The organism is Virgibacillus sp. AGTR, from assembly GCF_016919725.2.
Lineage (GTDB): Bacteria > Bacillota > Bacilli > Bacillales > Amphibacillaceae > Virgibacillus > Virgibacillus salarius.
On sequence record NZ_JAJERH010000009.1, the window covers coordinates 51,550 to 74,952 of the forward strand.

21 protein-coding genes are annotated in these 23,403 nt (G+C 37.6%); 7 read left to right on the forward strand and 14 right to left on the reverse strand.

Translation table 11 applies throughout. The features are described 5' to 3' along the window. Positions 1-8: 8 nt before the first annotated feature. Entirely contained in the window at positions 9-983 is a 975-nt protein-coding gene (qoxA, locus tag JUJ52_RS06230; RefSeq protein ID WP_034678523.1) for a cytochrome aa3 quinol oxidase subunit II, read from the reverse strand. A 331-nt stretch (positions 984-1,314) separates the two neighbouring features. Between qoxA and JUJ52_RS06235 the strand changes: the two genes are divergently transcribed. The 3 genes from JUJ52_RS06235 (at position 1,315) to JUJ52_RS06245 (ending at position 3,766) form a co-directional block, all read left to right on the forward strand. Continuing rightward, positions 1,315-2,124, forward strand: a complete 810-nt coding sequence (locus tag JUJ52_RS06235; RefSeq protein WP_026680062.1) for a helix-turn-helix transcriptional regulator — start codon at positions 1,315-1,317, stop codon at positions 2,122-2,124. A 271-nt stretch (positions 2,125-2,395) separates the two neighbouring features. Next, entirely contained in the window at positions 2,396-3,310 is a 915-nt protein-coding gene (locus JUJ52_RS06240) for a hypothetical protein (protein WP_121605836.1), read from the forward strand. Positions 3,311-3,331: 21 nt separating this feature from the next. Then, the gene (locus JUJ52_RS06245) at positions 3,332-3,766 is read left to right on the forward strand and encodes a VOC family protein (RefSeq protein WP_026680060.1); all 435 of its coding nucleotides are present in this window, start codon (positions 3,332-3,334) and stop codon (positions 3,764-3,766) included. A gap of 76 nt (positions 3,767-3,842) precedes the next feature. Here JUJ52_RS06245 and JUJ52_RS06250 read toward each other — a convergent pair whose 3' ends face one another. After that, positions 3,843-4,709, reverse strand: a complete 867-nt coding sequence (locus tag JUJ52_RS06250) for an aminoglycoside 6-adenylyltransferase (RefSeq protein WP_026680059.1) — start codon at positions 4,707-4,709, stop codon at positions 3,843-3,845. 139 nt (positions 4,710-4,848) lie between these two features. Here JUJ52_RS06250 and JUJ52_RS06255 point away from each other — a divergent pair, with 139 nt between their 5' ends. Genes JUJ52_RS06255 through JUJ52_RS06265 form a run of 3 tightly spaced genes read left to right on the forward strand, consistent with a single transcriptional unit; the run spans position 4,849 to position 8,214 of the window. Continuing rightward, positions 4,849-5,790, forward strand: a complete 942-nt coding sequence (locus JUJ52_RS06255) for an AAA family ATPase (protein ID WP_205389457.1) — start codon at positions 4,849-4,851, stop codon at positions 5,788-5,790. A gap of 2 nt (positions 5,791-5,792) precedes the next feature. Then, the gene (locus JUJ52_RS06260) at positions 5,793-6,992 is read left to right on the forward strand and encodes a DUF58 domain-containing protein (protein WP_026680057.1); all 1,200 of its coding nucleotides are present in this window, start codon (positions 5,793-5,795) and stop codon (positions 6,990-6,992) included. A 13-nt stretch (positions 6,993-7,005) separates the two neighbouring features. Beyond that, positions 7,006-8,214 (forward strand): DUF4129 domain-containing protein, encoded by a 1,209-nt coding sequence (locus JUJ52_RS06265; protein WP_026680056.1) that lies wholly within the window; start codon positions 7,006-7,008, stop codon positions 8,212-8,214. A 420-nt stretch (positions 8,215-8,634) separates the two neighbouring features. Here the strand turns inward: JUJ52_RS06265 and JUJ52_RS06270 are convergent, their stop codons facing one another. The 3 genes from JUJ52_RS06270 to JUJ52_RS06280 form a co-directional block, all read right to left on the reverse strand. Beyond that, on the reverse strand, positions 8,635-9,714 hold the full coding sequence (locus JUJ52_RS06270; protein WP_026680055.1) for a saccharopine dehydrogenase family protein: 1,080 nt from the start codon (positions 9,712-9,714) through the stop codon (positions 8,635-8,637). A 31-nt stretch (positions 9,715-9,745) separates the two neighbouring features. Further along, positions 9,746-10,654 (reverse strand): DMT family transporter, encoded by a 909-nt coding sequence (locus tag JUJ52_RS06275; RefSeq protein ID WP_026680054.1) that lies wholly within the window; start codon positions 10,652-10,654, stop codon positions 9,746-9,748. A 149-nt stretch (positions 10,655-10,803) separates the two neighbouring features. Continuing rightward, complete coding sequence (locus JUJ52_RS06280) at positions 10,804-11,301, reverse strand: MarR family winged helix-turn-helix transcriptional regulator (protein WP_318279715.1); 498 nt, start codon at positions 11,299-11,301, stop codon at positions 10,804-10,806. Positions 11,302-11,749: 448 nt separating this feature from the next. Between JUJ52_RS06280 and JUJ52_RS06285 the strand changes: the two genes are divergently transcribed. Next, positions 11,750-13,294: an ABC-F family ATP-binding cassette domain-containing protein gene (locus JUJ52_RS06285; protein ID WP_026680052.1), complete on the forward strand. Its 1,545-nt coding sequence runs from the start codon at positions 11,750-11,752 to the stop codon at positions 13,292-13,294. A gap of 570 nt (positions 13,295-13,864) precedes the next feature. Here the strand turns inward: JUJ52_RS06285 and JUJ52_RS06290 are convergent. The 9 genes from JUJ52_RS06290 to JUJ52_RS06330 form a co-directional block, all read right to left on the reverse strand. Beyond that, positions 13,865-14,413 (reverse strand): Rossmann-fold NAD(P)-binding domain-containing protein, encoded by a 549-nt coding sequence (locus JUJ52_RS06290; protein WP_162986346.1) that lies wholly within the window; start codon positions 14,411-14,413, stop codon positions 13,865-13,867. 19 nt (positions 14,414-14,432) lie between these two features. Continuing rightward, the gene (locus tag JUJ52_RS06295) at positions 14,433-15,200 is read right to left on the reverse strand and encodes a GNAT family N-acetyltransferase (protein WP_026680050.1); all 768 of its coding nucleotides are present in this window, start codon (positions 15,198-15,200) and stop codon (positions 14,433-14,435) included. A gap of 701 nt (positions 15,201-15,901) precedes the next feature. Continuing rightward, entirely contained in the window at positions 15,902-17,335 is a 1,434-nt protein-coding gene (locus tag JUJ52_RS06300; protein ID WP_121604374.1) for a dihydrolipoyl dehydrogenase family protein, read from the reverse strand. Further along, positions 17,336-18,547, reverse strand: coding sequence for a dihydrolipoamide acetyltransferase family protein (locus JUJ52_RS06305; RefSeq protein ID WP_026680048.1), 1,212 nt, complete (start codon positions 18,545-18,547; stop codon positions 17,336-17,338). It abuts the gene before it with no gap. 11 nt (positions 18,548-18,558) lie between these two features. Next, positions 18,559-19,578, reverse strand: a complete 1,020-nt coding sequence (locus JUJ52_RS06310) for an alpha-ketoacid dehydrogenase subunit beta (RefSeq protein WP_026680047.1) — start codon at positions 19,576-19,578, stop codon at positions 18,559-18,561. A gap of 2 nt (positions 19,579-19,580) precedes the next feature. Further along, positions 19,581-20,645 carry a pyruvate dehydrogenase (acetyl-transferring) E1 component subunit alpha gene (gene pdhA / locus JUJ52_RS06315; RefSeq protein ID WP_026680046.1) on the reverse strand — a complete coding sequence of 355 codons (1,065 nt, stop codon included), beginning with the start codon at positions 20,643-20,645 and terminating at the stop codon, positions 19,581-19,583. Positions 20,646-20,701: 56 nt separating this feature from the next. Next, positions 20,702-21,841 (reverse strand): Leu/Phe/Val dehydrogenase, encoded by a 1,140-nt coding sequence (locus tag JUJ52_RS06320; protein ID WP_026680045.1) that lies wholly within the window; start codon positions 21,839-21,841, stop codon positions 20,702-20,704. Positions 21,842-21,870: 29 nt separating this feature from the next. After that, on the reverse strand, positions 21,871-22,263 hold the full coding sequence (locus JUJ52_RS06325; protein WP_121604373.1) for a thioesterase family protein: 393 nt from the start codon (positions 22,261-22,263) through the stop codon (positions 21,871-21,873). Between the two features lie 386 nt (positions 22,264-22,649). Beyond that, positions 22,650-23,300 (reverse strand): GntR family transcriptional regulator, encoded by a 651-nt coding sequence (locus tag JUJ52_RS06330; RefSeq protein WP_034678521.1) that lies wholly within the window; start codon positions 23,298-23,300, stop codon positions 22,650-22,652. Between the last annotated feature and the right edge of the window lie 103 nt (positions 23,301-23,403).

A 23,403-nucleotide genomic window follows, 5' to 3' on the forward strand; every position in this document is an offset into this window, starting at 1 on the left:
ACTAAATCTTAATGATGATCTTCTGTGTGCTCATTTGTCTCATCTGCATGACCGGAATCCGAATTGTGTTGTTCATGTTCATCCTGCTCTACACTAGAATCACCTTCATGTTCACTATGATCATCTTCCGAGGTAGAACCATGATTATGTCCACCATGATGACCTTCTGGCGGAGGCATAAATTCTAGGTGAGTTCCAGTAAATGTTAATTGACCCAGGTGCCCTGGCTCCAGCAATTCATCAAATTTATCTTCAGTAAGTGGGTCTGCAGTTTGTTTAACTTCATCAACCCATTCATCAAATTCTTTTTGAGGCATTGCTTCTACACTAAATGTATTCTCAGCGAATCCTTCACCACTAAAGTTTGCATTTCTACCCATATATTCACCTGGTACATCTGCACCTAAATGAAGGGTAGTAATCATATCAGACATAGCATATTTTTGACCACCAAGTTGTGGTATCCAAAAACTAGTTATCGGCCCATATGAATAGAGTCTAAATTCAAGCGGTCTATCTGTTGGTACATATAGATAATTTACTGTTTCAATGTCCTGTTCAGGATAACTAAAATGCCATTTCCAATCGGATGAAGATGCATATACAACTAAAGGTTCATCATTCTCGTATCCTTCTGGAGTTGCTTCCACTTTGTAGTTACTCTGGACGGAGATAATGGATAAAACAATTACAATTAGTACTGGAATCCCTACTATTAGTGATTCAACAATAATATTTCCTTTAATATACGGTGGTTCATATGAATCTGGTTGTTTAGATGCACGATATTTAAATAGTATATATACTAGCATTGCAAATACTACAATTACGATCACAGCCATAATTGCTATTGATATCCAAATGACATTGGCTTGTGTTTGCGCCTGTGGCCCTTTTGGATCCAAAACTAACAATGGCTCACAACCTGTTAGCACCGCTAATAATGTGAATAGCGATGCTAGTATCGCCCATTTAATCTTCATAAAGAGATACCCTCCCCTGCATGTTGTTGATATGAAATGTATTGAAATATTTTTGTTACATACTTCACAAAATCCATTCATCTATCTTAATACCATATACGGTGAAAAACAATAGAATGTGCTGGTTGTCAGAAAATGTTCACGGAGTTTGGTACAAAAAAATGAACATTAATTGAATAAAATATGTCAATACGTAAAAGGAAATATTAAGTTACCTTCTCTTTCCTAGCTAAGCTAGCATGGAACTATATAGAGATACGGTATATAATAAAGCAAAATCGAATCATGAAGTTGTCCTATCTGCGAATTATTCCTTAGAGAGGGAAATAACATGCGAAATTATTATCCTTTACAACCACCAATCTTTGAAAAGAGCCTAGGAAACCCAAACTATCAATATCAAGAATATTTACCTAGTAAGCTTTTATCTGATTATGTTGTATGTTACTGGTCTGTCCATTACCATCCGTTAGATACCTATCCATTACATCGAATTGTTCCAGACGGCTGTATCGATATTATATTCGACCTTCAATCAACTTCCTTAGCAAAGGGCTCCTTTGCTGTCGGCTTAATGACCACATTTGAAACAATGAAACTCAGGCAAAAACAAAACCTGTTAGGAATTCGTTTTTATGCAGATACGGCACGCCGATTTATTATGTATCCTCCCGCCGAATTAATGGATACCCAAGTACTTCTTGAGGATATATGGGGGCAGGAGGCTTCGCTTTTGCAGGAAGATTTGCTATTGTCGAAAAACCTTCCAGAGAAAATTAACAAAATTGAAATGAAGTTAGTAAAGCTTTTATCAAAAAATACACATCGCACAGATTTATTACTAGAAACAAGTATGCAATACTTGTTTACAAATCTGGGTATCTTCCCCATACGCACACTAGCAGAAAAGACCCATTTTAGTGAAAGAACGATTAGAAGGGTCTTCAAGAAGGAATTAGGTGTCAGTCCTAAAGCATTTTCTAATATTATTCGATTTCAAAGTTCATTAAAAGAACTACATGATAATCCCTCATCGTTATCTAACATAGCAGCAAATTATGGTTATTACGATCAATCGCATTATATTCATCAATTCAAACGTCATTACGGCCAGTCACCGAAGCAGATTCTATTAAAATAAAGGAAGACTTCAATCCTTGGGGATTTTATTTATTCCCCAAGGATTGGTAGTACCACAAGGGTATGCCCTAAAGGCTCTAGAACCAATCGGACATTTACTGGCAATTGATTCCACACTTAGCCTTATTGGTTTCACTTTATTCCCTGAAGTAGGGGGCTTACTGCCAGTTATATGCGGGGTAAAACTTAGATTCGATTGTCCGTTTTTTACAATAACGTACATTCATTCTTATGCTATTATGTGTTTACCACAATATAAAGGAGTGAACACGATGACAAAAAAAATGGATATAAGTTCTTTCAAGCTCGCTCAACATTTCATGAAAAATCATGCAAGACCACTTGAACGAGCACTTTATGAATACGAGTTTGAAGCTACTAATTATAAAAAAGCACTCCAAGAATTAATTGCTTTTCAAAATCCAGATGGAGGTTTTGGTCATGGACTGGAACCAGATCTTCGCTGTAATGAATCCTCTGCATTAGCAACGACATATGCACTTGGAATACTTGGGGAATTACCTGCATTCGAGGAAAAAAAGAATGTTGTTTGCCAAGCACTTGACTACTTTATCACTTCTTATCAAGATGATCATACGGGATGGGATATAATTCCAGTCGAGGCAGAGCGATCCCCACGTGCAATCTGGTGGCAATATGGTGTATTCTCCGACAATTGGGGTAATCCAAATGCAGATATTGTAGGTTTCTTCATACAATATCGGGACCTAGTAACTTACGAAAAACTTGATATGCTCATTGATTATGCAATTCAGCATTTATTAGAGACCTGTGATTTAGCAGAGATGCATGAACTTTTCTGTTACCTTCGCTTATACGAACAGCTTAAGCTAAATACGAAGAAACGTACAAAAATCGAGGATAGGCTACAGCGCTTTATTAATAATTGTGTCATTGCAGATCCTGCAAAGAGAGAAGGATATGTGGCAGGACCATTACAAATTATTGATTCGCCCAAATCAACACATTATCGTAAATTCGCCAATATACTTCCAATGGAACTAGATCATCTAATAGGTCAACAGGCAACCGATGGCGCATGGGCACCTAACTGGGAATGGCACCAATATGAAAACGATTGGCCCATAGCAGAAAAAGAATGGAAAGGCATACTCACATTACAAGCATTACGAATATTAAGGAATTTTAAGTATCTTCCTATATAATTTGTTCTGGAGGTAGGAAATATGAAACCATCTATAACTGTTCTTACATTGGGCGTAGATGATCTAGAACGCTCACTTCAATTCTATCGGGACGGCCTTGGACTACCTACAGAAGGCATTGTTGGTAGTGAGTTTGAGCATGGGGCAGTTGCTTTTTTTGAATTGCAGGCAGGAATAAAGCTCGCTATCTGGAAACGAACGGATATTGCACACGAAGCCAAGATAGAACTAGGTGAACCGAGTTCAACAGAATGTACAATTGGACATAATACTAAAAGTCGTGAAGAGGTTGATGAAGTTATGGAACAAGCTAAAAATGCAGGTGCTATCATAACAGACCCTGCTCACGATACATTTTGGGGTGGTTATTCTGGTCACTTTCAAGATCCTGATGGGCACCTTTGGGAAATTGTTTGGAATCCAGCATGGGAATTGGAATATAACCGATATGAGTAAATTTATGGCAGAGCTAAGAGCTGTCCAATGACAGCTCTATACCTAAACATGAAATTATTCCTTTCCGTGTGCATTCTTAAATTTCAGTGGCATCATTAGGCAATTTCTTTACATGTTGTAGAAATTCGAGCACTTGTTGTGCTTCTTGACGAGGATATGTAAAATCATATACGTTTGCCACCAGCTGTGATGTTTTTTCAAACAACTCACACATCACAAACAATGCTCGCCAGCATGAATCATTGTTCCCTTCAGGATATGTTTGTAATAACTGATACCACGTATCTTCCTGCAAGTATCGCTTTAAATATTTACCGTTTTTTCCAACACTTATCTTAAAGTTTGTTTCTATTCCGACATGCCACTCTAACATTTTACGTAGCATCGATCGAACAAGATTCATATGATCCATCGCATAAAGCATTTCGCAACGCCATAACCCTTTTGCCACATAAGTTGTTACCCACCAAAATTCGTTGCAACAGTCAGCGAAGAATGCAGCTGTTGGTGGCTTTACCCAATAATCCTGATCGGTTGGAAATGGTAGTTCTGAGATACGATTATCTTTATCTAACACTATCTTCGTTAACGAATCTTCATTTAGATAAATTTCCATCTCCTCAATGGGTACTAATGTAAGATCAATTCGATTACCATCGGTAAATAACATTAAATAGGAAAATCGATTTCCCAATTCTGGAGGAAACAGCTTCATATCTTCAGGTGTTTGCATAATTATCCGTTCACCAAACACATCAATCCAACCTGTGTCTTTCATAAAAGATTGTATGTCATTTACTAAAAAAGCAATATCATAATCCATAAATGGATCGACTGGTGCATTCGCATTTGTACGCGAACCATTCATTCCTACAGCACGTATACGATTATCCGCTTTAGCAACAGCTAATACTAGATTCATTATTTGATCCACAGAACGCAACTTATCTCCTCCATTCTAAAATACTTTAAGTATAACATCTTTCGTTTAAATAGTTAGAAAATATGGAAAAAAGAAGTTTAGTAGTGGTATAATAGTCTCAGTTTAATTTTTTGGATTCTATCACTCGGAGGTACATAATATGATCGAAAAAGTAAACAGAGCAAAAGAAATACTAAACCAAGTTATTATCGGACAAGAAAAAGTCGTTCATCTTATCTTTGTTTCATTATTGGCAAAGGGACACATCTTGCTGGAGAGTACGCCTGGTTCTGGTAAAACAAAACTTGCTAAGTCCTTTTCCAAAATAAGTAATGTGGATTTCAAGCGTGTTCAATTTACCCCAGATGTTTTGCCTAGCGACATTACTGGTATCCAATTCTTTAATCCAAAGTCACAGTCATTTGAAATGAGGATTGGCCCCATCCAGACTAATGTATTACTAGTGGATGAAATTAATCGTGCCACTCCTCGTACGCAATCAAGTCTATTGGAAGTCATGGAAGAACAACAAACAACCATTGAGGGAGAAACCATTCATATAAATTCTCCTTTTCTCGTAATTGCAACACAGAATCCAATTGAATCGAATCAAGGTACTTTCCCGTTACCCGAGGCCCAATTAGATCGTTTTTTAATGAAGATTCCTTTACAATACCCAACAGCAGATCAGGAGAAAAGCATTTTGTCTACAAATCAGTTGAATGACCCAATTGACAATATTCAACCGTTGTTACAAGCAGAAGAAATAATTAAGATGCAACGGGAAATTATGCACGTAGAAGTATCAGATGTCGTGAAGGATTACTTATTAGAGATTATTCAGGAAACGAGAACCCACCCTGATAGTATACTAGGTGCAAGCACACGTGGAGCACTAGCCTTTATGCGAGCAGCCCAAGCACATGCTTATTTACAAGCTCGAAATTTTGTTAATCCTCAGGATATAAAAGAGTTGGCACCATATATACTTTCACATCGAATGATGCTTACACTAGAAGGATCGATTAAAAAATCTAGCCAAGATGTTCTGTACGAAATCTTAGGACAGGTTAAAGTACCTGTGGAATTGGAGTCTCACTAATTATGCAATGGCAAATAAACACTACTGATAACAAAGTGAAAATACGAGGACTGTTAATTATTTTAACTCTCATACTGGTTATCCTAAGTGTTTGGATAAAACAGCCTTTTATCTTCATGTTCGCTGGAATGATCTTATTGCTTATCTTTCTCGGATTGATCTATGATAGGAATATTGCAAAGGGACTTATCATAGAGAATCCTAAAAGAACACTCCGCTTAACAGAGGGAGAAGAAGCCACTATTGAAATTGTACTAAAAAACAAGTCTTTCCTTCCCTATTTTAACGGTACATTCGAGATGCAAACAAACCAAAAGGTAGCTGGAACAAACAAGGAAATAGCAGCAGAAAGAATGAGACGCATTTCCTTTCGTGTGCCCTTTGTATTAAAAGGGAAAAGTTCTGTTAAGCTAGCTATACCGATTAAAGCGATGGAACGTGGTGTCACAGGTGTTTCTAATGTTGGTATCGTATTTCCTCACCTCCTGAATTTTGAAGCTATACACTTGACGTACCTTCAAAAATATCAAACAGAGATTATTATCTATCCAACCCCATTGCCCGTACATGGAATGGAAAGCTTTAAACAGATGACATTCGGAAACCAGGCGACCTTATTGTCGCCATTTGAGGATCTCCTTCACCCGCTCGGCACTAGGGATTATATACCGTCAGATTCCTTTTCTCGAGTACATTGGAAGGCATCAGCCAAAAGAAACAAATTACAAACTAAAATATATGAACGCAACCGTAATATTTCATGGACCATTTTTGTCAATATTTCCTTGACTTCGCAAATTGGCAATCGCTATACCAGTGGAGATCTAGAGTCCATCATTTCAAAAGCAGCTTTCCTTTGCCAAAGTATTACCGAGCAAGGGTATCCTTTCTCCATTTATATTAATTTGAAACAGTATGGGAATAAACCCTACCATGTTGAGTTAAATCAAGGTAATAATCAGCTAAAAAAAGTATGGGAAATGCTTGCCCGTGTAGATGGAGTAACTTCTAATATAATGAAAATGGAGGAAGTGCTGCATCAGGCTACAACAAAAATGGCAGATTCAAATTTAATTGTCTTCGTTGGTGAAATCACATCAGCTAGTGAATTACTCATTCGAAAATGGAATACACAAGGCAAGAGGTGTTATTTTATTGCAGGATCAGAGGAGAGTAACACCCTCCAACAAATTCCCAAATGAGGGGTTTTAAAACATGTGGATAAAAACTAAAATGACAAAATACTATCAGTTATTCTATGAAGGAATTCTTTTGTACTTTATTTTAGTCCCTTTTTTTGTACAGTCTGCTTTTCCCGTCCCTTCATGGAGTTTCATTATTGCGGTAGTACTGCTCATCATCATTCAGACTACACTTAGTAAATTTATGAACAATCAAATCTTCTTTATTGTTTCAATCAGTATAAACTGGGCAATATTAGTGTTGATATTTTCGTATCCTATTTTAATTAGCCTTGCTTTTTCGCTATATATGACGTGGAGATTTTTCAAACATCAACAAGTCCCTGATGTACAAAACCAGATTCATATAATCACATGGTTAGCTTTCTTTTTTCTGATTGATTCCGTTTGGTTTTTTGACACTACTCACTTCTGGATGGCAGCTGTACTATTATTCATTCTAATTGCTGGGTATGTTTCAAGTCATATTCAAGCCAGTCAGCAGCAGTCCCTCAGTTCCTTACAATATATCGTCGGAATTTTCATTGCAATTTCAATCATCAGCGTTACCTTGTTCTTTATGTTTTATGGAGTAGTACCAGTAATTAGCTTCCTTTGGTTTGGTATAAGCCAAGTAATTGTTTTCATCGGTACTATCTTCGCAAATGGTATAGACATAGCCGGATTCGACCCTGAATTCTTTCAAAACAACAAAAAAGAAAATTACGAAGAAATGGTAGCAAAAATGGCAGAAGAGGATAATCCGTTCGAAGCATTAAAAAATTTAGCAGCTGACGGAGGGCAATCATCTTACCCTTGGCTTTGGCTAATCGGCGTAACTTTGGGAGCAATTTTAGTTATTTCCCTGTTTTTATACTATCGTAAGAAACCTGTTTTTACGTACAAACAGGAAAATATACCGCCGTTTACCTCCACTCCTTTAGATAGTAAAGAGAAAAATGCAAATAAAAAGAAAGGTCGATTTCTGACGCCATTTCGTACAAATTCACTTGATCAAGTTCGTCAGCAGATACTAAAATTTGAAAAAAAAGCACAGAAAAAAGGTATTGGAAGAAAGCCGACCGAAACAATCGAAGAATGGTTTCAACGTTTAGGCGTACAGCATGCACCACTTTATCTTTATCAAGCCGTACGGTATGGCGGTAATCATTTAACAGATAAAGAAAGAAAAACATTTGAAGCGCATTTACAGAAGCTTCAATCAGATCTGGCTTTAGACTAATCTTTGTCAACAATCTGTTTTGCAGCTCCTATAGGAACAAAAATCGACAGAAACGAGTATAAAAGTGCCCAAACACAGCGAAGCGGTTCCGGAAATATACTTCGCATTCCTCTGGCGGCTGTCAGCCCTCCCCTTGCTAGGCAATACATCGCAAGCAGAAAAAAGCGCTCGTCTTTTCTAGGAGTCTACATATAGTTCCGGGCTAGTACATTGTGTTTTGGAATGGACCATTTTAGTTATGTCCCGTTCCCTTTTCAAAAAAAGCTGTTAAAATACTAGATTTGAATTGGTTATACACAAGCACTATTATTTTCTACAGTAAGCTCATGCTAAGGACGACATCTTCTGCTTGCAAAATATTATTTTTCTGTTGCTTTCTACTTCTGATATGACTGGTTATAGCTATTGGTAGCCTTTAAATTAACTATTATTTCTATATTCAGTTATACGAACATGGGGTGCTATGACATCTGGATAGAATGAATCTATGTCAAAAAGCTCTTCCAGATGATAGATTCCATTCAATCCTTTCATAGTGTATAGTTTTTCTGTAAGCTTAGCTGCTATCTTAGCAGTTAACAAAGCTTCTTGCCGACCTTGAATGCTACACTCCGCTTTCACTCTTTTACCACTAACCTCTCCAAATGCATCGATTTTCAATGCATATAACTCCTTTCCCCATCTGATTTTACTGAAAAGCCATACCATCACTTTTCGTATAGATTGATATTTTATTAAACGAAATATTCCTACTCGTTTAAGTAACATGATTACATACGTTATAACTTTGGAATCAAAGCATAGTCGAGTAGATACAGTGGGTATCTGCAAGGTATGAGGAAGGGAATTTTGATCTGAAAAATAAAAACGATATCCCTTTCTTTCTCCAAGCTCCTTACCAAAATATGTAGTTTTCCCACTGCTAAATGTGTCCACATTGACCTTTTCCCAATTTGAATAAACCTGAAATCTTGTATTCAGATTATCTATTGTCCATTCAATCGCTGCCCTACCATGTCGATCTCCCAATCCTAGCATGACATATATATCCATTTCCTCTGTATTATCTAGGTAGCTTTTTGTATGACGAGCTAATAGATTTGTAAGTCCTGGGGCTAAACCAACGCTTAACACTGCAGCTGTTTTATGATTCATTGCTTCTGTTTGTAGTTCTTCGATACGCGATAGGAATGAATGATTTGCAGAAATATCAATATAATCTACGTTATTTGCAAAGCAAGCCTGTATGAAACCTGTATCTTTTTGATCAAGGCACATTACTACTATCCTTACTGTTTCAAATAAATCTGATGGTAACGACTTTGTTATATCTAATTCAAGAGGTATCACCGAGCCATTTGTTGTACTGCAAAATTCTCTTGCTTTACTAAAGCTTCTTCCAGCGGCGATTACTTTGTCAGGATATAAATTCCCCAGCTGTTGGCAAATCAATCTTCCTACATGGCCATACCCACCTACGACAAGTATATGGTCCTTCATATTGTTTCTTCCTTTCTCTTTTATAAAATGGCTAGATATGAATTACAATGAGTACTGTTCCAAGGAACATCATTGTTATGGTTATCCAAGTATACTTGGTAACTGAATCAATCCCTCTAAAAATTACTGTGGTTAGGAATATAGTTAGTATTGGTTCAGCAGCCGCAATAACACTTACATATGAAACCTGCATTCTTTGAGTTGCTAGGAAGAAGAACAACGGACCTATACTTGTTAATACACCAGAAATAAGGTAGTAAGGATTAATTACCCTAACATTTTTCTTTATATTAGTAATAAACTCTCCACGAATGGATTGATAACAAATAACGAAAACTAAAGAAGCCAGTGTCCCCACCCATACACCAAAAAAAGCATCATTCATTTCGATTAAACCTTGTTTTCTAATTCCTTGGCCAACTCCGAAGATCAAGGCAGAGAATACCGCTAATCCAAATCCCATATACGAATACCTTTTTGGATCGCGTTGGTGTTTCGATGCTTCTATCCTATTCAATCGAAACCCCTCATTTAATACTCCCGCAAGTAATAGAACCATACCAATTCCCGGTAATAATGTAATCTCTTCATTAAGAAAAATGAGAGCAAATATAGTTGTAAAAATAGGAGTAGAATTTCGAATAGCAGAAGCCTTCGATGGACCAATATAGGAAATACTTGAAAACAATGTTAGCCTACCTATTCCAGTAGTACACAATCCCGCAAGTAAAAAGAAGAAGAAAGCTTCCCATGAAAAATGAAAGTCCCACCCCCTTAACCCCATTACAATGAAACAAAGAACACCTAATAAAATTACATTTATCAGAACTGTTATAAACAAGCCGTTATCACTATGAGGAGCTCGCTTTATTCCTTTCTTTACAACTACATTGTTAACAGCAAACATAAAGGCTGATAAAATAGCAAAAATAACACCCATAGTATACTCCTCCTTTAAAAATAAGATTGAATTAAAAGACACACCATGTAGTCTTAAAATGGACCCGCAAGTTTTTTAGTTTAGCTTCTAAACTAAATGTTTAAAAAAATTGCAATCAGCAGTTTTTGATTGCCACTGATTGCTCGTGACTATTCACCATCATTTTCTTCGTTTAATATACTCGTAAATGTTTTTACACATTTTTCAAAAATGGCGATTTCGTCTGAACTTAATTGTTCTCTCAGCTTTCGATAAAAATTCTGATGCAGTCTCCTATGTGCCTGATATGCTACTACTCCCTTTTCTGTTAATGAAATCTCTACAGCCCTTGAATCCTCAGGGTGTGGGGTTCGACACACAATCCCCTTCTTCTCTAAACGCCCTACAACCTGTGTAATTGCACCTTTTGTCACTCCCAGTCGATCAGCCAATTGACTCATTAGTATATTTCTGTCTTCTCCAATTGCATCTACTGCATGAATCTCACTTGGAGTCAAAGTACCCGCATCACTGAAGGTTCGAGGATTACGTTCCAGGCGTCGAAGTTGAAAGATTAACTTACCAATACTATGGCTACTATCCTCTAATTGCTTATAATTATTATTCTTCATACCAATTAGTATAGATACTAAACTAAATAAATGCAACTATTACCCATAATTATATTTTTAAAGGTCATGTTAATAATCACAAAGTGAGAACCTAGTTTTTGTCTAGCCTATCTAACCTAAAACCCTAAACCAACGTCTCCCATAATACTACAACTAGGCTTGCGTTTGAGAACCAATCGTGGTAATCTGGATGTACTATGATTAAAGGAGTGAAGGTTATTTATGTTTTTATCTGCTGTGCTTCAACTTGCTATTGCCTAAATACGGGATACGTATGCCCATTTTTAGCAAGCCAATCGCAAGTTACAAGCAGCGGATAAACACCTGAACTCATTGGATAACCATGGTGTATACTTTTTAAGTATTTACCATTTATACACTGGGCAGGGCGTCCATACGCTCTGTCCAGTTTTTGTTTCTTATGGTATATCCCTCCTTGTACTTGCTGGCTTTTAGATAAAATTAACAAGGAGCGAAAGGTATTATGAGTTTATTAGATGTAAATGCTTTGACACATGGTTACGGAGATAAAATAGTATTAAAAGATGTATCATTTCGCCTGTTAAAAGGGGAACATATCGGGTTAGTTGGACCAAATGGCGCAGGCAAATCTACCCTCTTTCAACTGTTAACTGGAGAATTAATTGCTGATGAGGGAACCATCGAATGGCATCCTAAAGCACATATCGGTAATCTCGAGCAACATATTCATTTAACTTCTGGAACTAGTATTCGTCTATTTCTACAAGGAGCATTTCAAACATTATTTGATGCAGAGAAGGAAATGGAAGACCTTAGTGAACAAATGGCGAATCCTCATACTGATAATTTGGATAACATATTGAAACGGTATAGTGAACTACAAACCTTGCTCGATCAACATGATTTTTATACCATTCCAGCTTCTATCGAAGAAGTTGCTGCAGGACTCGGACTAACCCAATTAGGACTAGATAGAGATGTGAGTATGTTAAGTGGTGGACAGCGTACTAAATTATTACTTGCTAAGCTGCTTTTACAGAAGCCCGATGTACTTTTGCTTGATGAGCCAACAAACTATTTAGATACTGCACATATCGATTGGTTAACCAATTATTTACAAGCGTATCCCTATGCATTTATCCTAATCACACATGATACTCATTTTATGAATGAGGTCGTTCAGGTGATCTATCATTTAGAACATAAAAACTTAACAAGATACACAGGAAACTATCAACAATTTTCAGCGGCCTATGCATTAAGAAGGCGACAAATTCATTTACAATATGAAAAACAACAAGCAGAGATTCAAAAGCTTGAAACATATGTACAAAAAAATAAAGCACGCGCATCGACTGCCAAGATGGCAAAAAGTCGGGAAAAAAAGCTACAAAAAATGGAACGTCTGGATAAACCGACAAATAATCCCAAACCAATGTTTTCATTTACCGTATCTCACCAACCAGTCAATAAATTACTGCAAACTGAAAATCTACAAATCGGCTATGATAAACCATTGTTTTCCAATGTAAATTTAAAATTGGAGCGTGGTGAAAAAGTAGCGCTTGTTGGACATAATGGAATTGGAAAAACAACCACATTAAAAACATTACTTGGTGAGTTAACAGCACTAGATGGTTCCATTACCATCGGCGAGAGGGTTTTACCAGCATATTTCGAGCAGGAAATGCCGTCCATTGCCAAAACTACTGCATTAGAAACAATTTGGTCAGCTTTTCCACACTTAACACAAAAGGAAGTACGACAAAACCTTGCAAGATGCGGACTCAAAACCGAACATATCTTCCAACCACTCTCTTCACTTAGTGGAGGGGAACAAACAAAGGTCCGTTTATGTAAATTAATGTTAGCAAAGAGTAATTTCCTCATTTTGGATGAACCAACGAATCATTTAGATGTTGTAACAAAGCAAGCACTTCAGGAAGCACTAGAAAACTATACGGGAAGTGTTATTCTTGTATCCCATGAACCTACATTTTATGAAAATTGGATAACACAAGTATGGAACATGGAGCAGTGGAGATAACACATTTGCAATGATTTGCTATTAAGGAAACATCACTCGCATGAGAGCTAAGCTGACTAATGACCGTTGACATGTTATGTATTGACAATTAAAAACAAAAACTCCCAGCTAAGAACAGAAGCAGAGACAAAAGAATGAAGAAACAATAAAAAGCGAAAAGATAATTAGTTTAAATTAATTATCTTTTCGCTTTTTGATTAAAATCATTCATTTAGCACCCGAAATAAGCGAGACTCCGGCGGGAATAGCAGGCGTCCGAAGATCCACGTGGTAACATGTTTTTCTTCACCAAGTTAGCTGGGGCCGCGCCCGTGGAAAGCGCGTATAGTTTCACGGTGTGGTAATGATACTCCTATTGATAATATGATTATTCGTATTTTGAGTAAAGACGTTGTGTTTTGTCCCAGCCCCTTTTCGATTCTAAACTAAGTTATTTGCATTTAATAAGTCTCATAAGCACCCACACTGATTACTAAAATAAGTATTCCCCTAACATGTCATATAAAAACAACTATCTTCCTGTATATCTAGACACTCAAGTTTTAAATTATTACTCCCCACTACTTATGGTCATTTGTCACTAGGCTCTACCTGTCCAACAATATGTAACATTGTATTTCTTTCCTGCTGAATACCTTCGATAACACCTTGGCTTATCTCTTGATTTGTCAGCCATCTTGAATAGTTGCTTACGACCTTAAAGCCCAATTGTATTTGGCGATACTGACAATTTGCTGGCACATATAAATAATCCTTTATTCGTTCACTATCTGCACTACTATTAATGATATGAAAGAGCTGCCAATCCGATAATTGATCAGTAACTACTTTAATGATTGATTTTAATGTTTCTTTGGCATCTGACCTTACCCAAGCAACGACTTGTTGTATCAGACCGAGCATCAAAATTGCTGTTTTAAGTTGTTCCTCTAGTTTCTCTATTTGCCGATAATTAACATAGATCGGATATATATGTTTCTGCTGTTTAGTAGAATGCTTTATACGTTTTACTTTTTCTTCCTCTCTAGCAATCACAGAAACATAGTTTGACTGATTAGCATACCAGCTCACTACATCTGCTAGCATCCCTGTTCCGCCTACTACCAAAACATGTTTCATGGAATGATTTCCCTCCAGGTTATTCATCTTTTTTTAGATCAACCTTTTGTACTTCATATTGGAATCCGAGATAACGATAATTTTGGCGAATATACATTTCTCTCGGAGTATCCTCACCATCAGCAACTAATATAATGGTTTTATTAGGGAATTGATCCATTACAAACTTTTGTAATCGCTGAGCAATTCCCTTTTTACGAAATGCCTGGTGCACGTGTAACCCATCGATTTCAGCAGTATCTTCTTTTATGATTACTTCCAACGAACCGACAGCTGTACCCTGATAATATGACATAATTTGCATAAACGTTTCATCTTGAAAATGCCGTCGATATAGAGCAGGTTTTGCCTTTGCAAATTCTTCACCGAATTCTAAATCCTGTTCATATTGTACCTGTAAATAGTCATCGAAGTTTACTTCCGATACGATTCGTATCGTAATATCGGGATGATTATCTGTAATAGGAAATTGTTCTGGTTGAATAGCATATAACTCTAAATAACCATACTCAAAAGATTGATGATGAAAAAACTGAATTAATTCTTCTGATGGCTTACGATTTTCAGGAAAATAAAACTTAACATGCTTCTGTCCATTTTTCTGGTGAAATTCCTTCAAATACGTTGCTGCCTCTATAAACTCTTGTAGCGTGGGCATTCGATGAAATTGAAGATAATTACTATCATATTGAATTAACATCTCTGGGTTATGATAATGCGAATACAATTCAGTTCCCACTACCAGGTGACTTTCCGTATAAATATCATTAAAGCTTATTTTTCGCATCTCTTTTCTCCTAACAATCCCTATTTTTCCTTACGTTAAAAAAAGTGAAACTTCAATCAGTGGGGTTTTGTTTATCCCCCACGGATTGTTCGTACCACAAGAGTATGACCTAAAGGCCTTTGAACTAATCGGACATTTACTGGCAGCAATCGATCCCCAACTTACCCATATTGGTTTCACTTTATTCCTTGAAGTGGGGGTCTTACTGCCAGTTGTATGCGAGATAAATCACAATATCTATTATACAAAAATAATCATACAGTTTGATAAAATTATTGACTACCTATAGAATCAAGTTAACTTGAGACTCCTATTCATTTAGCTATCTTAAAGTGAAACTTCAATCAGGGAGGGTTTATTTATCCTCCACGGATTGTTCGTACCACAAGAGTATGACCTAAAAGCCTTTGATCCAATCGGACATTTGCTGGCAGCAGTTGATCCCCAACTTACCCATATTGGTTTCACTTTATTCCTTGAAGTGGGGGTCTTACTGCCGGTTGTATGCGGGATAACAAAAGCGTAAGTACCCAATTAGAAACGTAGCGACTAGAGCGAGTCAACGGAGATAAAGGAATCACGGTGTTATAATTTCCTATACAATAAAAAACCGACTCCCTGCAAAAGCCAGAGCCAGCCAATTTTTATCTTGTTTATTTCATTATAATCTAGCTATCTTATAACTAGAGAACCCTTTTGCTTTATTTACTTTTTTCTAGCTGGCTTTCTACAGGTTTCATATGAATAGCGCTATCCGACAATCCCTCCATTGCTTCAAGCAATATCTCATTATAACTAGGATGAGGATATAAGGGGAATCTTAAGTCTTCATCTCTTCCAGCCATTTCTAAAGCGGTGATTCCAGAACCGATTAATTCTATTGCATTCGCACCGATTGTATGAACGCCTAGTAGTAGATCCGAATTATTATCTTTTATAACCTTTGCTACGCCACTTTTTTGATTCGAAATCATTGCATAACTATTTCCACTATAGCTAAATTGACTTGTTTTTACTTGAAACCCCTGTTCTTTCGCTTCTTCTTCTGTTAACCCAACTGTAGCTATCGGAGGAACACTGCGAACAATGGTAGGCATCATCGTTAGATCAACCTCACTTGGCTTCCCAGCAATAATTTCCGCTGCAACCTTACCTTGTTTCATTGCCTTTGTCGCTGAAAATGTTCCACCAGTAACATCACCAATAGCAAATATCGATGGAACCGAAGTCCTCAATTGTTTATCTACTTGTATAAATCCATGATCCGAACATTTAACCCCCAGTCTATTAAGCTCCAGTGAAGTAGTTGCTGGCTGCAATGCTGTTGCCATATAAAGATGTGTACCTGAAAGAGATATCTCCTTTTGATTATTCTTCAGTAATCCCACCTGGACATAATTCGAATCCGAGCTTACCTTTTCTAATTGATATCCCCTATAGACTTTTATTTTGTCCTTCTTTAGAACTCGCCTTAATTCACGATTAATCGTATGGTCAAATGAAAAATCCTTGTTATCAAGCACCATCGAAACAGCAGATCCTAGCTTATGAAAACTGCATGCTACCTCTAAAGCATAAGCATCACTACCATAAACAATCAGCTCCTCTGGCACTTCATTCAATTCATATACAGTATGACCAACCAAAATCCGATCGTTTTCACCTATTGTGGATGGCATTACAGCAGTACTGCCAGTAGCTATGATTGCCTGATTAAAATCAAACAGTTCAAAACGATGCCCTAATTCCACACCAATTCGATTATCGTTAATGAAATTTGCCCTTCCACGAATAATTTCTACTTTATTTGCCTGACATAAATTCTCAACCCCGGATCTCAATCGCTGGATGATCTGATCTTTATACGAAATTAATTGAGCAAAGTCTACAGCTGGTGTTCCTACACATATGCCAAATGATTGGAAGTCTGCTACAGAAGCCACTTGCTGGGCAGCATGGCTGAAAACTTTTGAAGGTATACACCCTCTATTTAAACAAGTACCACCAAGCTGGTCCTGTTCAATTACGGTTACCTGGATTCCTAGCTGGGCTGCACGAATAGCTGCATTATAACCTCCTGGTCCTCCACCTATGATTATTAATTCGCGGTGCTCTGCAAATTCTCCTACTACCAATTAGATCAACTCCAATAATAACTTGTTTGGGTTTTCAACTAATTCAATAAATCGATTTGTAAAGGCAATCGATTGAGCCCCATCGATAACCCGATGATCAAATGACACGGATATATTCATTATCGAACGAATTGCTATTTCATCATCATCCAAGACAATGGGCATTCTTTTTGTCTTATAAAATGTCATTATGCTAGTCTGTGGATGATTAATAATTGGGGTAGCTCCTGTACCACCAAGTGGGCCCACATTATTAACAGTAAAGGTACCATGCTTCATGTCGCCTGCTGTTAATTTCCCTTCTCTTGCTTTTATGGTTAATTCCTTCATCTGCTTGTTAATCGTTCGAATGGATTTCTGATCTACATCATAAATGACCGGAACTAATAACCCTGCTTCTGTGTTTGTAGCTATCCCCATATGGTAATCGGTTAAAAGTCGGATAACCTCATTTTCCTCATCTAATCTTGCATTAAATAGCTGATGCTCTTTTAAACAAATAACCGTTGCTTTAACCAGAAATGCAGCGAGGGAAATACTATCTCCTGATAGCTTTAACGTCTTTCTAAGCTCATTAAGGTTCGTCACATCTACTTCATCAAAATGGGTAACATGTGGAATTGTCAGCAAGGAATGGCTGACTTTAGTCGCAATTTGCTTTCGGATGCCTTTGAAAGGAATCGTTGTGCCCTCAGCATCCTCCCTTATACCGGTATGTGATTCCCCTTGATTATCGTTGCAAGCATTTGACTGGTTGCTGAATCGATAGACATCTTCCTCTAAGACGCGCCCAGCTGGACCACTTCCCTTAATCTGTTCAATATCAATACCTAGCTCCCTAGCAATCTTTCTCGTATAAGGAGCTGCTAATATTCGATTATAGGGATTACGGAATGAATTTTGACTATCTAAAGCTGATGCTGCCCCTTCATCCACCAATACTTGCTGTTCAGCTTTCGTTGTGATTACAGCATCTTTGCCTGTATCAATTTCCATTATTACGGTGCCAACCGTTACAATATCTCCAGTTGCATAATAGATTGATTTAATCTTTCCTGCTGAAGGTGCAGGAATCTCAGCAACCATTTTATCTGTCTGTAACTCTACAAGCGGCTGATCTACCTCTACTTCATCACCTACATCAACAAAGTAATGAATAATTTCACCCTCATTCATTCCTTCACCAATATCCGTAAATTTTATTTGAACCACCAGCTCACCTCCTAAAACTCGTAAACTTGTTTTATGGCTTTCGACACACGTTCCTTTGTTGGCAAATAATCATTTTCCAAGGCGAATAACGGAACTGGCACATCGAAGCCAGTTACCTTTTCAATCGGAGCCTTGAGAAAGAGAAAAGAAGTATCATTGATAATAGATATAATCTCGCTTCCAACGCCACCTGTCTCATGGCCTTCATGTACAATAACAACTCTACCGGTTTTCTGAACCGAGCCGGCAATAATCTCTTTGTCTAGCGGGTATAATGTCCGGAGATCGATGACATCACAGGATATCTGATACTGTTTCATTTCCTCTACAGCAGCCTCTACAATTGGGAGCATGGCACCCCAGGCAAGAATAGTAACATCTTCCCCTGCTTGCAAAGTTTTTCCCTTTCCAAGCTCAATCCGATAAGCATTCATAGGTACCTCTTCCCGTTGACCTCGATATAGACGCATCGGCTCCAGGAATAACACAGGATCAGGATCTTCAACTGCTGCAATAAGCAATCCCTTGGCATCATAAGCATTAGAAGGGCAAACAACTTTTATACCTGGCAAATGTGTAAAGAGAGCTTCTACACTATCAGAATGAATTTCCGGTGATCTTACCCCTGCACCATATGGTGCGCGTATCACCATTGGTATATGATAATGTCCTAACGTACGTGTACGAGTCCTAGTGACATGGGTGGCGATTTGTTCCAAAGCAGGATAAATAAACCCTAAAAACTGGATTTCAACTACTGGTTTTAGCCCATTCAAGGCCATACCAACTGCTGTTCCTACAAAACCTGCCTCACTTAATGGTGTATCAATAACACGGTGGTCTCCAAACTTCTGCTGCAACCCATCTGTTGCGCGGAACACTCCACCATTCTTTCCGATATCCTCCCCAAGTAAAAGTATGTCATTATCCAGTTCTAGCATTGTTTGTAACCCGTTATTTATTGCCTGAATAACTGTAAGTGAATTTGTTTTAACCCCTGACCTCTTCTCTAACTCCTTTGACATCACCATAATCAGCTTTGCCTCCCTGTCGAGATAATGCTTTCCTTTTGTTTTTCGATCGTCCATGTTGGTTTTTCAAAAACATAGTCAAACATATCCGCTGCATTCGGCTTTTGATAAGATTCCATTCTCTGGATAGCCTCATCAATTTCTGCTTTGATTTCGTTAGTAATTGTAGCTGCCCAATCACCATCCCATATATTGTAATGCTTCATATATTTCTCTAATCGCAATACGGGATCTATCTCTTCTCGGACACGGTTTATCTCTTCCTGATCTCTATATTTGGAAGGGTCATCCGCTGTTGTATGCGCGCCGAATCTTACTGTAACAGCTTCGATTAACGTTGGCCCTTCTCCTAAACGGGCTCTTTCTAGCGCTTCTTTCACAGCAAAATGAACCGCAAAAATATCCATCCCGTCAACACGTTTACCAGGAATATCATACGCTTCTGCTTTTTGGGCAATTGTCTGGGAATTCATTTGTTTGTTCACTGGTAACGAAATCGCAAATCCATTATTTTGGTTAAAGAATACAACAGGTGCTTTAAATACACTAGCTATATTAATGCCTTCATGAAAGTCCCCTTCGGATGTTGCTCCATCACCAAAATAAGCTATCGCTGCATTTTTTGTTCCTTTATATGTCTCAGCCATTGCTGCACCAGCAGCATGGGGTAAATGTGTAGCGATTGGTATGGAAGCGGCCATAATATGTTTTTCCCTAGAGGGCAAACAACCTTCAATACGACCATTCCAATGCAGTAACATCCTATCTAAATCTGCACCGAATGTTAATGATGCGCCATGATCTCGATATGTTGGAAACATCCAATCTTTATCAGCTAATGCTAATGCACTTCCCACCTGAGCTGCTTCTTGCCCCGCGAATGGTACATATGTGCCTATCCGTCCTTGCCTCTGTAAGGCTACCCCCTTTTGGTCATATGTACGAATTCGTAGCATGTGATAATAAAATGACTTAACCTGGTCTACAGTTATCTCCGTTTCATATGCATGATCCAGCAATTCGCCATTTTTATTCATAATTTGAAATAATGGATACCGTTCTTTCATCTCAACCCCACCTTTTAATAAGATTAAGAAAACATATCTATCTGTTATGAAAAGAATTATCTTTTAAAGTCCCATTTCGGTCTTTGATTTCGTACATAGAAATTATTTCTTTTATGCTGTTCCTGCAATTGTCTTTGACACTTTTTATTAGCAGCTTCTATTGTTGTAATATTTTCTAGTCTCGCTTGCTTATATATATCTAAGACGGAATTATAGATAGATTTTGTTTTTACTAATACACGCTCTTTATTTGATCCATATAGTTCATCAGCTACCTGGATTAGACCACCTGCGTTAACTATAAAATCAGGTGCGTACATAATCTCTCTTTCTCGTAGTCTCTCCGCATCTAACTTACTAGCTAATTGATTATTTGCAGAACCGACTACAGCCTTGACATTTAGTTGGGGAATCGTCCTTTCATTTAGTATTCCTCCCATTGCACAAGGCACAAAAATATCTGCATCTACCGTGTAAATATCTCTGCTATCGACTGCAATTACTGAAGCTCCAGCTACCTTGGCTTTTTCCTTGATATCATCTATCCGTTTTTCATTGATATCTGTAACGTAAAGCTCTGTGCCTAATTGTAATAAATGTTCAGCTATTCTTGTACCAACTTTTCCTAAGCCTTGGATAGCATACCTTTTACCACTTAGATCATCATTGCGATATAAAAACTGACAAGTAGCTTTTAAAGCATAGATCATCCCTTGAGCTGTAGGAATTGATGTATCCCCACTACCGCCAAATTCTTCTGGGATCCCATTAATAAAATTTGTCTCCTTAGAAGCGTGGACAAAGTCATCCATCGTCGTTCCCATATCAGTCCCAGTATAGAATCTACCATTTAATGAATTGACAAACTGACCAAAGGAACGAAACATAGCTGGAGACTTATCCTTTTGTGGATCACCAATTATTACTGCCTTTCCCCCTCCAAAATCAACGTCACTGGCGGCACACTTTGCTGTCATCCCTTCAGATAGACGAAGGACATCTTCTAACGCCTCACTTACATCCGTGTATGGATACATACGAGTACCACCTAATGCAGGCCCAAGCGTTGTATTATGAATAGCAATAATAGCTTGTAAATTAGTTGAAGGATCATTACAAAATATGACTTGCTCATGACTCGAAATTTTTTGAAACATATCGACCTCTTTTGCATTGAATTGCTCAAGTTGTTTCATTTTAATCCCCCCATTATCTAATTCCTTATTTACGTGGCAGCTGATAATTTTTCGTTAATAACTGCTTTAGGTAGAATGGCTTGTTGAACCTCCCCCTTTCCTATAAAGCCATGTTGATTTTTGACAGTCACATCTGCTGTAACCCCTCGCTTACTAATTTGGGTAACAATCGCAGTTACTTGAATAACTGTCCCTAGACCTGATGGGGCAAGATGCTGTACTGAAACCGCTGCCCCCATTCCCTCTTCATGTTCTTCTAAATAAGGTATTATTAACTTTCTAGCTGCCCATTCCATATGGTATACCATGGAAGCGGTTGAGTATGCAGGGTGGACTAGCTCCCCACCAAACTGCGCAAACATTTCCCGAGTTACTTCTACAGTTAACGTCGCTGTATCTCCTACTTGTAGCCCATCTTTCATCAATTCCACCCTTCCCTTAAGCATTCATTGTATGCGCTTACATATTTTCCGAGAAAGAACTTCTGTTACACCCACTACATAGATTTTCCATATATATCTAAATATTTTATATATTTTGGATGTTACAATATTGAATCATTTTAGTCAACAGCAAACTGTTAACTAAAATGAAGAAATAAAGTGAAACTTCAATACATGGGGTTCTGTTTATCCCCCACGGATGGTTAGTACCACTAAGGATATGACCTAAAGACCCTTGAACCAATTGGACATTTACTGGCAGTTGTTCCCCCTCTTTCCTATATTCGTTTCAATGTTACTTAAAGGTCGGGGTACTACTGCCAGTTATATGCGGGATAAACCCTAAATTGGTGAAGCATTTTAGATTATTGATGATTAATATGCATTAACACACCTTCCAAACCCTTGTTAATATGCTGTTTCATTAAAGCAATCGCATCATCCTCATTACCCTTCAACAAAAGCTCGATTAGACGTTCATGTTCCTTCACAAAGGATGGATAGAAATCGCCTTTAACCATACTAATACGCATATAATGGATTTTTGTCCTGATTGCTTCTAACAACGCCAATAGCTGACTGTTTTTGGAAGCGTGAATAATAATATCATGAAACTGTTGATCTAGCTGTCCTAATTCAATGACTTTATCCCGCTCATACGCCTTAATGGTGTCATGTAAATTTTTCTGCAATTGTTCCTCTTCCGCTTCTGTAATATGTTCAATCGCCAGACGGATCGCTAAGGCCTCTAAGCTTTCTCTGCATTGAAATATATCTACAACATCTTTAACAGTTGGTTTATACACTCTCACATAACCATCGTTATATGTAAGTAGCCCATCTTGAATAAGCATTCTAATCGCTTCTCTAACAGGACCTCGGCTGATTCCTAACTTTTTGGCCAACCTTGCTTCAACCACACGTTCGTACGGTTTATATTCCCCCTTCACAATTTCCTCTTTTAAAATATGATACGCCTGTAAATGTAATGATTCTGGTTTCACTATACGAGTCATCGTTACCTCCCTATGCAGTAGCAGTTATCAATAAGTTCTGAATATATAGATTTCATTATAGCAAAATACCAGTAATGTGTTTATAGTAAATAGAATAATATTT

What these genes read in the sequence shown, in the direction of transcription:
- qoxA (WP_034678523.1), bottom strand. Translation starts at nt 983, where the DNA reads ATGAAGATTAAATGGGCGATACTAGCATCGCTATTCACATTATTAGCG.
- JUJ52_RS06235 (WP_026680062.1), top strand. Translation starts at nt 1,315, where the DNA reads ATGCGAAATTATTATCCTTTACAACCACCAATCTTTGAAAAGAGCCTA.
- JUJ52_RS06240 (WP_121605836.1), top strand. Translation starts at nt 2,396, where the DNA reads ATGACAAAAAAAATGGATATAAGTTCTTTCAAGCTCGCTCAACATTTC.
- JUJ52_RS06245 (WP_026680060.1), top strand. Translation starts at nt 3,332, where the DNA reads ATGAAACCATCTATAACTGTTCTTACATTGGGCGTAGATGATCTAGAA.
- JUJ52_RS06255 (WP_205389457.1), top strand. Translation starts at nt 4,849, where the DNA reads ATGATCGAAAAAGTAAACAGAGCAAAAGAAATACTAAACCAAGTTATT.
- JUJ52_RS06260 (WP_026680057.1), top strand. Translation starts at nt 5,793, where the DNA reads ATGCAATGGCAAATAAACACTACTGATAACAAAGTGAAAATACGAGGA.
- JUJ52_RS06265 (WP_026680056.1), top strand. Translation starts at nt 7,006, where the DNA reads ATGTGGATAAAAACTAAAATGACAAAATACTATCAGTTATTCTATGAA.
- JUJ52_RS06270 (WP_026680055.1), bottom strand. Translation starts at nt 9,714, where the DNA reads ATGAAGGACCATATACTTGTCGTAGGTGGGTATGGCCATGTAGGAAGA.
- JUJ52_RS06275 (WP_026680054.1), bottom strand. Translation starts at nt 10,654, where the DNA reads ATGGGTGTTATTTTTGCTATTTTATCAGCCTTTATGTTTGCTGTTAAC.
- JUJ52_RS06285 (WP_026680052.1), top strand. Translation starts at nt 11,750, where the DNA reads ATGAGTTTATTAGATGTAAATGCTTTGACACATGGTTACGGAGATAAA.
- JUJ52_RS06290 (WP_162986346.1), bottom strand. Translation starts at nt 14,413, where the DNA reads ATGAAACATGTTTTGGTAGTAGGCGGAACAGGGATGCTAGCAGATGTA.
- JUJ52_RS06295 (WP_026680050.1), bottom strand. Translation starts at nt 15,200, where the DNA reads ATGCGAAAAATAAGCTTTAATGATATTTATACGGAAAGTCACCTGGTA.
- JUJ52_RS06310 (WP_026680047.1), bottom strand. Translation starts at nt 19,578, where the DNA reads ATGGTGATGTCAAAGGAGTTAGAGAAGAGGTCAGGGGTTAAAACAAAT.
- pdhA (WP_026680046.1), bottom strand. Translation starts at nt 20,645, where the DNA reads ATGAAAGAACGGTATCCATTATTTCAAATTATGAATAAAAATGGCGAA.
- JUJ52_RS06320 (WP_026680045.1), bottom strand. Translation starts at nt 21,841, where the DNA reads ATGAAACAACTTGAGCAATTCAATGCAAAAGAGGTCGATATGTTTCAA.
- JUJ52_RS06325 (WP_121604373.1), bottom strand. Translation starts at nt 22,263, where the DNA reads ATGAAAGATGGGCTACAAGTAGGAGATACAGCGACGTTAACTGTAGAA.
- JUJ52_RS06330 (WP_034678521.1), bottom strand. Translation starts at nt 23,300, where the DNA reads ATGACTCGTATAGTGAAACCAGAATCATTACATTTACAGGCGTATCAT.